This window comes from Salinivibrio sp. AR640 (assembly GCF_001995405.1).
Classification (GTDB): domain Bacteria; phylum Pseudomonadota; class Gammaproteobacteria; order Enterobacterales; family Vibrionaceae; genus Salinivibrio; species Salinivibrio costicola.
The window spans coordinates 17,424-31,853 of record NZ_MUFD01000009.1; the positions used below are offsets into that span (position 1 = coordinate 17,424).

The following is a 14,430-nucleotide window of genomic DNA, read 5'->3' on the forward strand; positions in this document are numbered from 1 at the left end:
AGTCACTCTCTCATAGGTCGCACATTGACAATACATTCATTTTTTAGCAGCCACGCTAAGGTGTCAGAAAGTTCAAGCTCACCGGCCCGCTGCACGGCATCAGCAAAGGACAACCCTTCTTTGAGCAGTGAGATAAATCGAACTGTGTGGTGATCAAAGCGTGTCATGTCTACGCGCATATTTTGTCTGATTAATACAACCGCTTCCGATACCGCAAGATCAATGTGAGAGAGATTGACGGTCTCATGTTGATGCGCGGCCCAAAGAGAAGCGACTGGATACTGAGAGCGAAAAGTCGATAAAGAAGGATGTAGTTCAATCGTTGTTTGCGCTAATGCATCACCATTGGCAAGCCATGCTGCTAGCGCTTCCTGTGCCATAGGGGTAGCATCTGCGGCATGCCATGCCGCCACTCTCATCCACTCTAACCGTGCCACGTCAGCGAGATAGGGCAGACTAGACGCGGGCGGAAACGTATAGATAAAATCAGGAAGTTCAGCACCATACCACACTAAAACAGGCGATCTTGGCGGATGTGTGCGAATAAACTCGCGAGCCATTGCAAAGAAAAAATCATCGCCAACTAACGCTTGAACCACTGGAAAGCTATCCGCAAGCGCATCCGTTAAGGAAACAATGACATTGTTTCGATAGACGGCAAAACGCTGTATGGGATCGGATCCATTCCATGTCGTTAATCCTTCTGGACACGAGGGCATTGAGGAGAAAAGATCAGTCATCCACTGGGCTTGTCGATCTATACTCATGCCTTCTCCCGCGTCTGCATCATCATAGATTGTGCGTGTTTCGCTTCCGCCGCTAAGACGGAAAATGGCGGTATGTTATTATCACGCTCGATCAAGGTCGGCGTGGGTCCGATGCGTTCAATCACAAAACGGTACCAATGCCACACGTCTTGGCTAATAGGAGCGTCATGGCTATCAATTAAAAGCGTGGCACCTATCGAGTCCACATCCGCGGCATGACCGGCAAGATGGATCTCCCCGACTGCATGCAAGGGTAACGCTTGAAGATACGAAGCTATGTCGTGTCCGTGGTTCACACAAGAGATGTAGGCATTATTGACATCAAGCAGTAAACCACAGCCTGTGCGCTTGATAATGTCGCCGATAAAGTCTTCCTCAGCCAATGTGGAGTCAGAAAACGCCACATAGGTGGCGGGGTTTTCGAGTAACATTCTGCAACCTAGCTTTTCTTGAACACGATCAATATGGTCACAAACCCGTGATAGTGTTTTTTGATGATAGGGGGCAGGCAGTAAGTCGTTTAAAAACGTACCTTGATGAGAAGACCAAGCAAGGTGTTCAGAAAAAACGGCTGGCTGATAGCGCTCAATTAAGGTAGACAGCCTCTCTAGATGCGCGTCATCCAACGAGTCTTCTCCGCCAATCGATAATCCCACACCGTGAATCGAAAGCGGGTAGTGGGCGCAGATCTGTTCGAGATGATGATGAAATGGCCCGCCAGCCACCATATAGTTCTCAGCATGGATTTCAAAAAAGCCAATATCAGGCTGAGTATCGAGGATGGTTTGAACATGTTCAGGTTTCAAACCAACCCCGACAGACAGAGGAAGGCGGGAGAGCGTTGTCGCAGTCATCGTGTGATCACGCGTTCTTTTCTTCGAAGGATTCCAGCTGACCAAACCCTGTTGGCGACGTTTTCGAAGCTGTTTGTTCACAGGTCCCTTTAGGCACCAGTGACCAGGCATTGCCTTGATAATCTCTGACTGATGTACCGGCACATGAGGTTCCTGGCCCGGCTTTGCAATCATTTTGTCCCTTTAAGGCAACGCCGTAGCATTTTTCTTTGTCTTTCATTCCCGACGCCTCAGCAGGCGCTGCCGCCATGACTAATGCGGTACTCAGAGCAGTGACTAGTGACGCTGAAACTATGGCTTTGTTCATCATATCTCTCCATTGTCTTTAACGATTTTCATTGAATCAATAAGATAGATAGAGACAGAGAGTGCGCAATGTGATGGTCATCATCTCACCACAGCGTGCGACTGTTTCCTTGTCTCTATTGATTTGTCGTGTATACCTATCCGTTTCTTACACATCTTTTGAAATTATTTTTTGGTAATCATTGTTTACTGTAGAAGAGATAAGATAATTTGTATGGTTTTTCATACGTGCGTCACGAATAAGATATGGCAAAACATTATGTGACTAATGATAACTGGGCACTGGCGGCGGGAGGTTGGGAGGTTATGAGTCTTGATTGTTGTCGGGACTATCGCCATTGACAAACTGCTTACTGATTTGTCGGATTGTGCCCATTTGCTTACCAAAATGACGGCACCCCGAACACATCGATGTATGAACAGTGAGCGCTGCTTTTTCTTTTATTGTCAGATCACGATCCAAAGCGTCAGACAGTAAGCGAGTGGCTTGTTGGCAGTTCATCATCATTGCCGTGCTCCTCGAAACCATTTATTTTCTAAACATTCTCGCAATCTTAGTCGTGCTCGATACATTAAAACGTGCAAGTTACTCGTGGTGATCGCCAAATTTTGACATATTTCATCACTCTCTAGCTCGACAAATTCTCTCATCATAAAAACGCGCGCTAAGTTTTCAGGTAATGCATATAAACACGTTTCAAAGACCAGCCAGAACTGCTCATCTTTTACTGACTCCATTGGTGTCGACCATCGCTCTGGGCGCTCATCAGTATGCCAATATCCGCGCTGAGTGAACAGCACTTCATCGAATGCATCTGATTCATCACTGACAGGTTGGCTTACACTGATTTCCCTCTGACCTTTTCGCAGTATATCTATGATTTTATTCTTTAAAATAGCGAAAACCCATGTTTTAAACGCGGATTGACGACTAAACTTTTCGATACTCCGGTAGGCCGCCAATAATGCGTCTTGCACCGCATCTTCCGCTTTAGCATCGTCTCTTAATTGAAGCTGAGCAAACTTAAGCATCTCTTTTCTTAGATTGCTAATAAACTGCGGATCTTTAAATACTTCATCACTGATATCCGATAGAGAGTGCATGTTCAGAACGGTACTCATGATCGGGTATCCTCGCGCATTTCTATCTTGGCTGCGCTGTATGAAGAGACGCAATAAGGAACCAGATAATTGAGTAACACTTGCCCCCATGCAATCGGACTCTCGCCCAATAGAGCATGGCCTTGATTGATAACATTGAGTATCGTTCCAACCACAAAAGCCACTTTAAGCGCTGTTTGTATAATCGGCCATCGAAGCGCGACGGATATGATTTTTATCATCGATTTTCTCTACTTTTATATAGCGGTCTACTTCGACTCTAGTTGAAAAAATCAAGATTTAATAACTGTTGGTGCTCAATGGATGACACCACGCCAAGAAAATCGTGATCAGACTTATGCGCACAAAAGCAAGATCGCGTTTTGAATGCCGTCACAGAAGGCTACACCGCCAGACAATGTCGTTGCGGTATGACCTTTAATCGTCTTGCGGATTAGGGGATATAGAAGGGGTAAAGCGGCGGAGCAGCACTCCGCCTAGAGATATAAATAACCGCTATCGAATCAATAACAGAGGGACGGGCGAATCAATCACAATGCGTGTGGTGGTGCTACCCACAAACAGCTGACGCAGCTTGGTATGACCGTAAGCGCCCATGGTGATTAAGCCCACATTTTGTTGCGCTTGATACGCCAACAGAGCCTGAGCGGGCTCACCCGATAAACGTGCTTGAACAACATCGACACCTTGGGCGGTTAAACGTTGGGCTGCACGTTCAAACGCCTCTGAATGTGCGTCGTTATCCACCATCACCAAATGACAGGTCATGCCCTTGAGAAGGGGCGTGTTCAGCGCTTTCTCCACCAGCTTTTCACTGACCTCACTGCCATCAAACGCGAGAAGGTAACTATCGGGTGGAGTGACATCCCCGGTGGCAATCAAAATATGATTGTGAATACGGCGGACGACGCTTTCGAGTTGCGATCCAATCGCTTTGGCATCGTTCTGGTGCAAATCACCGGACCGGCCAATCACCAGCACCCGCATGGTCGACTCAAGCGCTAGCAAAGATTCAAGCAGGTGACCATGTTGTTGCAAGCGCGTGACCTCGGTCAGCCCCTTTGATAGCGCCACTTCTTCGCACTCATGCAATAGGGCCTTACCATGTTGCAAGGCCAGTTTGGCACGCTTTTCATCCAGCTCGACCAGCTCACTCATGAGCTGATCGCGACTGCCTAAACCAATACTGCCTGATAACTCAGAATCGCTACTCGCGGGTTTTTCCAACACATGTAAAAAGGTCAGCGGTGCAGACAGGCGTGAAGCCGCCCAAACGCTGAGATCTGTCACCGATTGGGTGTACGACGCACCATCAATACAAGCAATAATTTTATTCATCGTGCGCTCCTTAGTGTCCGCCCATCATTTTTTCCACTTCTTCCGGATTATCATGGACGCCAAACTTGTCCACAATGGTGGCGGTTGCTTCATTCATTCCCACTAAATTTACCTCGGTGCCTTCACGGCGGAATTTAATCACCACGCGGTCGAGCGATGAGACGGCAGTAATATCCCAAAAATGCGCATCAGAGAGATCAATGGTGACGCGTTCAACGGCTTCTTTAAAATCAAACGATGTAATGAACTGCTCGGAAGAGGCAAAAAAGACCTGCCCAACAACGCGATAGGTACGCTCGTCAGCTTGGGTTTGCTCGCTTTTAACCACCATAAAGCGACCAATTTTGTTGGCAAAGAACAAGGATGCCAATAACACACCGACCAAAACACCAATGGCCAAGTTATGGGTTGCCACCACCACAATCACGGTGGTGACCATCACAATATTGGTTGATAAAGGATGAGTTTTAAGATCTTTGATAGAGCTCCACGAGAATGTCCCAATCGAGACCATGATCATTACCGCCACCAGGGCCGCCATAGGAATCAACTTTATCCAGTCGCTTAAAAACACCACCATGATCAACAGAAGTGTACCGGCACACAGGGTGGATAAGCGTGAACGACCGCCGGATTTGATGTTAATGATCGATTGACCAATCATCGCACAACCGGCCATACCACCAATAAAGCCGGTGGCAATGTTCGCGATACCTTGGCCTTTACACTCGCGGTTTTTGTCACTGCCGGTGTCGGTCAAATCGTCCACAATGGTGGCGGTCATCATCGATTCGAGCAAACCGACTACCGCTAGTCCCGCTGAGTACGGGAAAATAATCATCAAGGTTTCAAGGTTAAGCGGCACATCGGGCCATAAAAACACCGGTAAGGTATCTGGCAACTCGCCCATATCACCCACAGTCCGAATATCTAACCCAACGCTAATGGCAACCGTCGTTAGGACCAAAATACACACCAATGGCGATGGCAATAATTTACCGACCACAGGAACGTATGGGAACAAATAGATAATGGCTAATCCTGCCAGCGTCATGGCATACACGTGCCACGTCACGTCAGTGAGCTCGGGTAACTGGGCCATAAAAATGAGGATCGCAAGGGCGTTAACAAACCCAGTGACCACCGAGCGTGATACAAAGCGCATGAGATCGCCGAGCTTGAGGTAACCGGCCAGAATTTGCAAAACACCCGTTAGTACGGTGGCGGCCAATAAATATTCAAGGCCGTGCTCTTTGACCAGTGTCACCATCAGTAACGCCATGGCGCCGGTTGCCGCAGAGATCATCCCAGGTCGACCACCGACAAAGGCAATGATCACTGCAATACTGAATGAGGCATACAGCCCCACTTTCGGGTCGACACCCGCAATAATAGAAAAGGCAATCGCTTCTGGAATTAACGCTAGAGCTACCACAATGCCAGCCAGCACGTCACCACGCAGATTGGAGAACCAATCACGTTTCATCGTTTCAATCATGAACAGTCTCAGTCTTTTAAAGGAATATGATTATACAAGGTGAAAAAATAAGGCGGGAACGACTAGGGCGGCGTCATGCGCATGGCAACTCTCCTTTATAAATAAAAAACGTGATGATAGTCACTGACTACTCTCTATTCAAGACCCAATCCCAAATATCGAGGTTTAATCGCCAAGCTCATCATTAAGGTACTACCAAAAGAGGTTTTTAAAGATAAATTTGACGATATAACGATTATTTTGTTAGTTTGGTAGGACCAAAAGCGAGGAGCCATCATGACAGCATCCACAACCAGTCTGTTTCATCCGGTACAAATGGGACGTGCCAGTGAAGACGTTGCCTTGCAGATCGAATCTGCGATTTTATCGGAAGCGCTGAAGCCGGGAGACAAGTTACCCAGTGAACGTGAGCTACAGCAACAGTTTGGGACGGGGCGTGGAGTGGTACGCGAGGCGATTCAATCACTCAAACAAAAAGGCTTGATTGAAATTCGTAAAGGGCAAAAAGGTGGAGCGGTTGTCCGCCAGGTTGACGTGCACAATATTAGCGAGTCACTGGCATTGTTCTTAAAACAAAGTCACGTCAAAGCAGACAAAGTGGCGGAATTTCGTGAAACCGTCGATCACAGCTTAGTACTGCTCGCGATCAGTCGTGGAACAATAGAACAAAAGCAACAGTTAAACGATAAGGTCGCCGAGCTTGCGGCACTTGCCAAAGATGATGAGCCCGATCTCGCTCGCTTAGGGGAGCTCGACCGAGCACTGAACTTGTTGATTGCTACCATGTCGGGAAATCCGATTTTTGAGTGGGTGATGCATGCGATACAGCAAGGGTTTAGCTCACACGACTATGCGCTTTATCAGGCGACAGATTACCGTCGTCTTACAGTGGAAAACTGGCAACAGACCGTTAACCACATTATCGCTGCGGAGCCGTTTAAGGCACAAGCAACGATTAGCCACCATTATCGGTTGCTACAACAATGCATTGATGCACAAGTATCAAGCGAATTATAAAAATCATCAAAAAGGAAACCTCTACACAATCATACCCATCACCCGTGTTGCGATTATTCCGGGCTTATGCCCTGCGCGCGGGAAGGACAAAAACTGGAGGTTTTATGGGACAGCAACAAAATTACGACTACATCATTGTTGGTGCAGGCTCGGCAGGCTGCGTACTGGCGAATCGTTTAAGTGCCAATCCAGATAACAAGGTGCTGTTACTCGAGGCGGGACGCCCTGACTATCGTATTGATTTTCGTATTCACATGCCTGCGGCGTTAACCTATCTGCTAACAGATAGCACCTATAACTGGCTCTATGAATCCGAGCCCGAACCGAATATGCATAATCGCCGCATTGCGCAGCCGCGCGGTAAAGTGCTGGGTGGTAGCAGTAGTATTAATGGCATGATTTATATTCGTGGTAATGCGCTGGATTATGAAAAGTGGGCCAACGATCACGGGCTGAAAAAATGGGATTATGCCCATTGCTTACCGTATTTCCGCAAGTGTGAGACGCGATTAAAAGGCCAAGATGACTATCATGGCAACAATGGTCCGCTGGCGATTGAAACCGCACAATGTGATAACCCTCTGTTTAGTGCGTTCTTTGACGCGACGCAACAAGCGGGCTATCCATTGACCGACGACGTGAATGGTTATCAGCAAGAAGGCTTTGGTATTTTTGATCAAAATATCTATCGCGGCCGTCGTCACAGTGCTGCCCGGGCGTATTTACACCCGGTCATGAACCGTAAAAATCTGACAGTACTGACAGGGGCAACGACCGATAAGATCGTGTTTGAAGGTAAAACCGCGATTGGGGTGGAATACCGTAAGTGGGGTCGCAAAAAAACCGCTTATGGGGCTGAAATTATCAGCTGCGGCGGCGCGATTAACTCACCCAAGCTCTTACAATTATCCGGTGTAGGTGATGAGAATACGCTGAAAAACTTAGGTATCAAACCGGTGCATCATTTGCCAGGCGTGGGAGAAAACTTACAAGATCACTTAGAGCTGTATGTGCAGTACGAATGTAAAGAGCCTGTGAGTATGTATCCGGCCTTGAAGTATCACAATCAGCCCAAAATTGGTTTTGATTGGCTTTTCCGTCGTAAAGGTGCTGCCGCGACTAACCACTTTGAAGCGGGTGGATTTGTGCGCGGTAACGACGAAGTCGCCTACCCGAATTTACAGTTCCACTTTTTGCCGTTGGCGATCCGTTATGATGGTTCGGCGCCGAACAAAGGACATGGTTTCCAGTTACACGTTGGGCCGATGAATACCGATGTGCGTGGCCATGTCAAAATTCGTAGTACCAACCCGGATGAGAAGCCAGAGATCTTCTTTAACTACCTTTCAACGCCACAAGAGCGTAAAGAGTGGGTGGAAGCGATCCGTGTCTCTCGCGATATCATCGCCCAGCCGGCTTTTGATCATTTACGTGGCAAAGAGCTTTCGCCGGGCAGCGAGGCACAGACGGATCAGGAGATCCTCGACTTTGTGGCTCGAGAAGGGGAAAGTGCCTATCACCCAAGCTGCACATGTAAGATGGGCCTTGAAAGTGACGAAATGGCCGTGGTGGATGAATCGCTGAACGTCCATGGCGTGAATAACTTGCGTGTGGTGGATGCCTCCGTGTTCCCGGCGATCACCAATGGCAATTTGTACGCACCGACGATTATGGTGGCAGAAAAGGCCGCTGATATGATCATGGGCCACACGCTTTCGCCGGCGAAAGATGCGGAATACTACCGCTATCTTCCTGAGCATGCCCCCGCACCGGAAGAAGACGCGGCGCTGGCTTAAATTCGGTCTGCGTTAGGCGTTAATCACCAAGAGCCAGCCATGCTGGCTCTTTACTCGTTTACAGCCCCGCCATTTTTTGTCTCTGTGTCTTCCAAATGGGGAGATGCTTGAAGAAACTTGGGTAACGTTAATGTGACCGCCACGCCTTGGTTAACGTCAGAGTCAAATTTGAGCTGGCCTTGCAGCTTTTGATACACCAAATTAAAAACAAGGTTCAGTCCCAATCCTGATCCTCCTTTGCCGCGCTTGCTCGTATAAAAGGGCTCAAAAATGCGTTGATGTAAGTCGGGAGGCACCCCCACACCATTGTCAGTATATACGATGTCAACCTCGTCGTTATGGTCTATCACTTTGATGTGGATATTCGGATTGCTTACCCCTTCAAAGGCATGGCGAACGCTGTTCATCACTAAGTTTGAAATGACTTGCGTTAATACGCCCGGCAAGCTATTCATCAGTAGTTCCGCATCGCCCTCGACAACAGGTGTCACTGGGACTTTTTTCGTTTCAGGATGCAGGCTCCCTACGAGCGCATCCAGGGTTTGTACAGGGCGGAATTGACTGCGGCTCTCAGAGACTTGATCGACTGCGGTTTGTTTAAAATCTCGAATCAAGCGGGCGGCACGATTGAGGTTATTTTCTAGCATGCCAGTGCCGTCTGTGATTTGTTGCATCCATTCTGTGTATTGTTGGCTGGTTAGCGTTTGCTGCTCGAACGCGGTATTTAAGCGTGAAACGGCCTCTTTAATCACTGAGTTGGCGGTTACGGCTATCCCAAGTGGTGTATTGACCTCGTGGGCGACACCGGCGACTAAACGTCCGAGCGCCGCGAGTTTTTCTGATTCGACCAACTGATTCTGTGCCGCTTTGAGATGGGCCATACTGTGTTCTAAATCTTGAGTCCGCGTTTCGACGGTAGCCTCCAAGGTTTGATTCAGTTTTTCTAGCTCAAACTGTGTTTGCTTTAGCTCGGTAATATCAATTGCTGTCCCTCGAAAACCGACAAAGCCTTGATGGTTGAAATGCGCGACGCCCTGGAAAACAAAATAATGGGTATTGCCGTCGAGGGTGATCTGCTCCTCACACATGGTGAAGCTTTCACAGGCATCCATTTTGTTTAGCAGCGACGCGCAATGAATAAGTGCTGGAACCGCTTTTATTTTTGTAGGGGACTCAATCGAAATAGCCAACGCAGACTGCATTGCTTCTGAACAAAAGGTGAGTCGCTGTGTCGCGTCGGTTTCCCAAAGCCAGTCTGACGCAGCGTTAGTAAAGTCCGCTAACCGTTGTTGCTCTAAGATAATATTTTGATAAAGGTTACTTATCCGTAAGGTGATTTTATTGGTTTCGTCAGCGAGCCAGTCCAGTTCGTCATTTTTCTCCATGATAAACTTGCGATGTTTTAGGTTTAGCGGCTCATGAGTCGGTGCTAACGGATCAAACTGACGTAAATGCTTGGCGATGGCGAATACTCGCTGGCTGACACTTTGGTGAAATACCCACAGGATTAACGCGCAGACAATCAGTGTTTTAACGCCATTAAGAAGCAGCGTGACTAAAAATTGTTGTAGTAACACGTCATAGATTTTTTGTGTGTCTGATTCAATCTTTAAAACCCCGAGCTCGATACGACGCTCGGTGTCTGGGTGCACGTAAGTGAGCACTGTTTCGCTCGTGACCGTACTTTGTGTGTTGGGTTGACCGGCATCTAAAACAACCTCATCAAACTCAACGGATAGGTAATCAATATAGGGTAAATTAACCAGGCCGTTGAGGCGGTTCTGCGCACTGACCAGATCAAAGACCCAGAGTGAGGATGCAAGCAGATCTGCATGTACATTCTTGATTTCATATTGGCGTTTATCAACGTTATTGAATGCCTCTTCATAGTCCCATGATAGTTGCAAGAGCGTTGTCATGATGGTGAAAACGCCACTGAGAAGCACCATCAATAAAATGATACGCCGTCCAACAATGCTAAACAGTGGATGACTTAACCCTTGTTCAAATTTTTGCAGCTTTCCCATGCTCTTTTTATCGCCTTAGTGCTTGTCTTTGCTTACGTTTCGCGAGCTGCGAGTCGATAAGCTCAAAGGGATTAAAAACATAAATTTAGCGCCTTTTCCTGGCTCTGATTCAAATTGAAGCTCGCCTTCTAACTTTTGCCTAACCAAATTAAATACCAGATTCAGCCCTAGGCCTGATCCGCCACGTCCGCGTTTAGTGGTATAAAAAGGTTCAAAGATACGATGATGTAGAGTGGGATCAATACCACATCCGTTGTCCTGATAACTGAGGTACAGATGGTCGTCTTGTGTTTCAAATTCAATAATGATTTCAGGCGATTGAGTATCTTCAAAAGCATGATTGATACTGTTCATGACAAGGTTTGAGATAATTTGAGTGATCACACCAGGTAAACTGTACATCCGTATATTGTTATCACCTACAACCTGCGGCGTCACTGGGACTTTACGCGTTTCTGGATGCAGGCTAGCAATCAATGCATCTAAGGTTTGTTTGACATCGAATTCAGTGAGTGCTTCAGAGACTTGATCGACCGCGGTTTGTTTAAAATCGCGAATAAGACGTGTGGCACGTGTTAGGTTATGCTCGAGCATTTGTATGCTCTCATTCGCCTGCTTCATTAAAGAAGCAAACTGCGTGCTGGTCAGGGTTTGGTTTTCAAATGCTTGATTGAGCGTTTTGGTGACGTCTTGAACAACCGAGGAGGCGGTAACCGCGATCCCCAACGGGGTATTAACTTCATGTGCAACGCCGGCGACTAAGCTGCCTAACGCGGCCAGTTTCTCTGACTCAACTAACTGCTCTTGCGCCGCGGTTAGGTGTTCCATACTTTCTTGCAGCTCTCTGGTTCGCTCGTCCACCGTTAACTCTAGATTTTGGTTCAATGCTTCCAGTTCAAATTGCGCGGCTTTAAGCTCAGTGATATCAATGCCGGTACCACGAAACCCCCGAAAGCCATTCACACCATGATGGGCGATCGCTTGAAATACAAAATAACGGCTTTGCTCTCCGAATGGGATGGTTTCTTCACACATGGCAAAGTCTTGTTGATGATTAAGATAAGTCACAAATTGCTGACAGCCAATGCCATGCACTAAGTCTTTGAGGTTGGGAAAGCGATTGGCCCCTAAACCGAATGCTTGTCGCATTGGCTCAGAACAAAAAGTGAGCTTGAGATCGGCATCGGTTTCCCAGAGCCAGTCAGAAGATACATGGGTAAAGTCCGATAGCCGTTCACGCTCTAACATAATATTACGGTAAAGCGTTGACATATTATTGGTGATTTTATTGGCTTCGTCGGCAAGCCAGTCGAGCTCATCCTCTCTTTCCATAATGAAGCGTTTTCGCGGCAAAATGAGTTTGTCGTCCTTGGGATCGAGTGGGTTGTAGTGGCGAAGAAATTGAGCAATTTTAAAGACTCTTTGACTGACGGTATAATGAAAGACTAAGAGAATGAAGAAGCAAACCAGCAAGGTTTTTATGAGGTTGAGTAGCAAGGTAATAAAAAAACGCTGCGTCAATTCGGTATAGATGGTCTGGATATTTGACTCAACATAGACGGTACCGACGCGCTGCGTTTTACCTGTATCTGGGTCATCATATTCCAGTGGGTATTCATTCACCATCTTTTTCAGGTCGACTGGCTTGCCTGCCTCAAAAAGATAGTTTTCGGACCGTATGGCTAGGTAGTCAACATGAGGAAGGTTGACTAATCCATCGATTCGCTCTTGAACACTGGTGAGATCGTAAATCCACAGTGAGCTCGCGATTAATTCGGCGTGGATATGCTCAATTTCATCATGGCGATTTTCCACTTGACTAAAGGCTTCATCATACTGCCAATAGCTCTGTAACACTGTGGTCAATAGCGTGAAAAAACCGCTGAGACAAACCATAATCAGCAGAATTCGTCGGCCTACTAGGCTGAAGAAAGGGTTACGAATGCTGTCATCGAATTTATGGCTTCGGGTCATAGATAGACTGGCGCGCTGTAATGATGATTAAGAGAAAAATCTAAATGTAAATCTTCAGTTCAATCTGGGTACGCTTCCCTAATGGCAACGAAGTCATCCCAATGCTCAAGGAGTAAATCGACGAGCTTGGGTTCAAAATGTTTGCCGCGTTGCGCGAATAACTCATGACGGATATCGTCATCTGTCCACGCTTCTTTGTAAGACCGTTTAGACCCTAGCGCATCAAATACATCGGCCAAAGCTGAAATGCGCCCGCTAATCGGGATTGCCTCTGCGGCTAGCTGGTTAGGATAGCCACTGCCGTCCCACTTTTCATGATGTGTGGCTGCTATTTCCTTGGCTTCTAAGATTAAACGTCGCTTTGAGTGGCTCAGTATTTCTACGCCATATTCAACGTGTTTTTTCATGATGTCCCACTCCTCTGCATTGAGCTTACCGGGTTTATGTAAAATCGCGTCAGGAATGGCGACTTTACCCACATCATGCAGCGGTGAGCTATGTTTCATCAGCATCGTTTTTTGTTCATCCAGCCCATACAGCTCGCCCAGTTTTTCACAAAATAAAGACACACGTTGTACATGAGCGCCGGTTTCTTTACTCCGCGCTTCAACGGCATTGGCAAGGTTGTACACCAGCTCTTTGGAGGTTTCGCGAAGATCCACCATGAGGCTGAGGTTCTCAAAGGTTAAACCAATGTTCTGCATATATATTTTGAGTAAATGCTGATCTAATTCCGAAAGAGTTTTCGCGTGGTTGACGTACAACAGAAATTCGACATCCTCATCATCACGATGGAATAGAACAAACCCATCATCAAACTGAATACTCGTCCGAGTTTCGAGGGCTTGTTTGCATCGAGCTGATACAATAGGAGGCAGTTTTTCAAACGCGCACTCGGTATAGCAGTCCACATATTCACCGGTCGCGGCGAGGGTTAACGCTCTTGTTTCTTCGGCGCCTGGGCGTGGTTGTACCACGCAATAAAAGGCAGAATCGTGAATATGAAGCAGTGAGGTAAGCTGTTCTAACACCGCAGTGGCGTAATGTTGAAGATTAGTGGTGTTCTGTACATTGGCTGATGCCTCAATCACGCGCTTAAGGCCTTGCTTTTGTTCTTCTATCGTACATAGATCGCGATACGAGCGGAGCATCGAGTAGAGTAAGGTTTTCAGCTTTTGTGTCGTCAGCTCGGTTTTTTCTTTGTAGTCATCAATGTCATAGTCACGAATTACGCTATCTTCTGGTGCCTGTCCCGCTTGACCTGTGCGTAGCACTAGCCGAATAACATGATCGTTCATTTCGTTACGGATATAGCGTACCAGGTCAAGTCCAGCATGTTCGGTTTCCATCACCACATCGACAAGCGCTAAGGCAATGTCCTGCTCTCGCTGTAAAATCTCTTTTGCTTCCTGACCTGATAAGGCAGAAAGCAGCTCTAGCGGGCGTCCTTGAAAAGTGAACCCTGTCAGCGCTAACCGTGTCACTTCATGCATCAGATCATCGTCATCAATCAGCAGTATACGCCATGGCGTTGCCGCCGACGCTGTATTTGTGTCAGTAGACTTGGGCGCTGCGCCGTCACGTTGATCTGCAAACAAGTCCATTCAATTCGCCCCTATTAGCGTTTATCTCAATTAGTTAAAGCGTAGTGTAGGTCATTAAAAGTTGCGAGGTGAGAATAAGGATTTGGATGTTGAACGTAATATTCAACTTTTCAGCTTGTTACATTTA

13 protein-coding genes are annotated in these 14,430 nt (G+C 47.2%); 2 read left to right on the forward strand and 11 right to left on the reverse strand.

Annotation, left to right across the window (positions count from 1 at the left end; genetic code table 11):
• Positions 1 to 2: 2 nt before the first annotated feature.
• The 8 genes from BZG75_RS06555 to BZG75_RS06590 form a co-directional block, all read right to left on the reverse strand.
• Positions 3 to 767, reverse strand: coding sequence for an HvfC/BufC N-terminal domain-containing protein (locus BZG75_RS06555; protein ID WP_077576517.1), 765 nt, complete (start codon positions 765 to 767; stop codon positions 3 to 5).
• A complete protein-coding gene (bufB, locus tag BZG75_RS06560; protein ID WP_077576518.1) occupies positions 764 to 1,621 on the reverse strand; it encodes an MNIO family bufferin maturase in 858 nt (285 codons plus the stop codon). The genes BZG75_RS06555 and bufB overlap by 4 nt, the downstream gene beginning before the upstream one ends.
• A 7-nt stretch (positions 1,622 to 1,628) precedes the next feature.
• Positions 1,629 to 1,928 carry a BufA1 family periplasmic bufferin-type metallophore gene (locus BZG75_RS06565; protein WP_108742892.1) on the reverse strand — a complete coding sequence of 100 codons (300 nt, stop codon included), beginning with the start codon at positions 1,926 to 1,928 and terminating at the stop codon, positions 1,629 to 1,631.
• Between the two features lie 303 nt (positions 1,929 to 2,231).
• Complete coding sequence (locus BZG75_RS06570; RefSeq protein ID WP_199878854.1) at positions 2,232 to 2,435, reverse strand: zf-HC2 domain-containing protein; 204 nt, start codon at positions 2,433 to 2,435, stop codon at positions 2,232 to 2,234.
• The gene (locus BZG75_RS06575; protein WP_077576520.1) at positions 2,432 to 3,049 is read right to left on the reverse strand and encodes a sigma-70 family RNA polymerase sigma factor; all 618 of its coding nucleotides are present in this window, start codon (positions 3,047 to 3,049) and stop codon (positions 2,432 to 2,434) included. The genes BZG75_RS06570 and BZG75_RS06575 overlap by 4 nt, the downstream gene beginning before the upstream one ends.
• The gene (gene nrtS / locus BZG75_RS15385; RefSeq protein WP_077576521.1) at positions 3,046 to 3,270 is read right to left on the reverse strand and encodes a nitrate/nitrite transporter NrtS; all 225 of its coding nucleotides are present in this window, start codon (positions 3,268 to 3,270) and stop codon (positions 3,046 to 3,048) included. The genes BZG75_RS06575 and nrtS overlap by 4 nt, the downstream gene beginning before the upstream one ends.
• Positions 3,271 to 3,544: 274 nt before the next feature.
• Positions 3,545 to 4,387: a universal stress protein gene (locus tag BZG75_RS06585; protein WP_077576522.1), complete on the reverse strand. Its 843-nt coding sequence runs from the start codon at positions 4,385 to 4,387 to the stop codon at positions 3,545 to 3,547.
• A gap of 10 nt (positions 4,388 to 4,397) precedes the next feature.
• Complete coding sequence (locus BZG75_RS06590) at positions 4,398 to 5,885, reverse strand: SulP family inorganic anion transporter (protein ID WP_077576523.1); 1,488 nt, start codon at positions 5,883 to 5,885, stop codon at positions 4,398 to 4,400.
• Between the two features lie 276 nt (positions 5,886 to 6,161).
• Between BZG75_RS06590 and BZG75_RS06595 the strand changes: the two genes are divergently transcribed.
• Positions 6,162 to 6,902, forward strand: coding sequence for a FadR/GntR family transcriptional regulator (locus tag BZG75_RS06595; RefSeq protein WP_021022761.1), 741 nt, complete (start codon positions 6,162 to 6,164; stop codon positions 6,900 to 6,902).
• Between the two features lie 104 nt (positions 6,903 to 7,006).
• Entirely contained in the window at positions 7,007 to 8,698 is a 1,692-nt protein-coding gene (betA, locus tag BZG75_RS06600) for a choline dehydrogenase (RefSeq protein ID WP_077576524.1), read from the forward strand.
• A 50-nt stretch (positions 8,699 to 8,748) separates the two neighbouring features.
• On the opposite strand, the gene BZG75_RS06605 is transcribed toward betA, so the two are convergent.
• Genes BZG75_RS06605 through BZG75_RS06615 form a run of 3 tightly spaced genes read right to left on the reverse strand, consistent with a single transcriptional unit; the run spans position 8,749 to position 14,303 of the window.
• Positions 8,749 to 10,725, reverse strand: a complete 1,977-nt coding sequence (locus BZG75_RS06605; protein ID WP_077576525.1) for a sensor histidine kinase — start codon at positions 10,723 to 10,725, stop codon at positions 8,749 to 8,751.
• 15 nt (positions 10,726 to 10,740) lie between these two features.
• Positions 10,741 to 12,699 (reverse strand): sensor histidine kinase, encoded by a 1,959-nt coding sequence (locus tag BZG75_RS06610; protein ID WP_077576526.1) that lies wholly within the window; start codon positions 12,697 to 12,699, stop codon positions 10,741 to 10,743.
• Between the two features lie 59 nt (positions 12,700 to 12,758).
• Positions 12,759 to 14,303, reverse strand: a complete 1,545-nt coding sequence (locus BZG75_RS06615) for a DUF3369 domain-containing protein (RefSeq protein ID WP_077461278.1) — start codon at positions 14,301 to 14,303, stop codon at positions 12,759 to 12,761.
• Positions 14,304 to 14,430 lie beyond the last annotated feature (127 nt).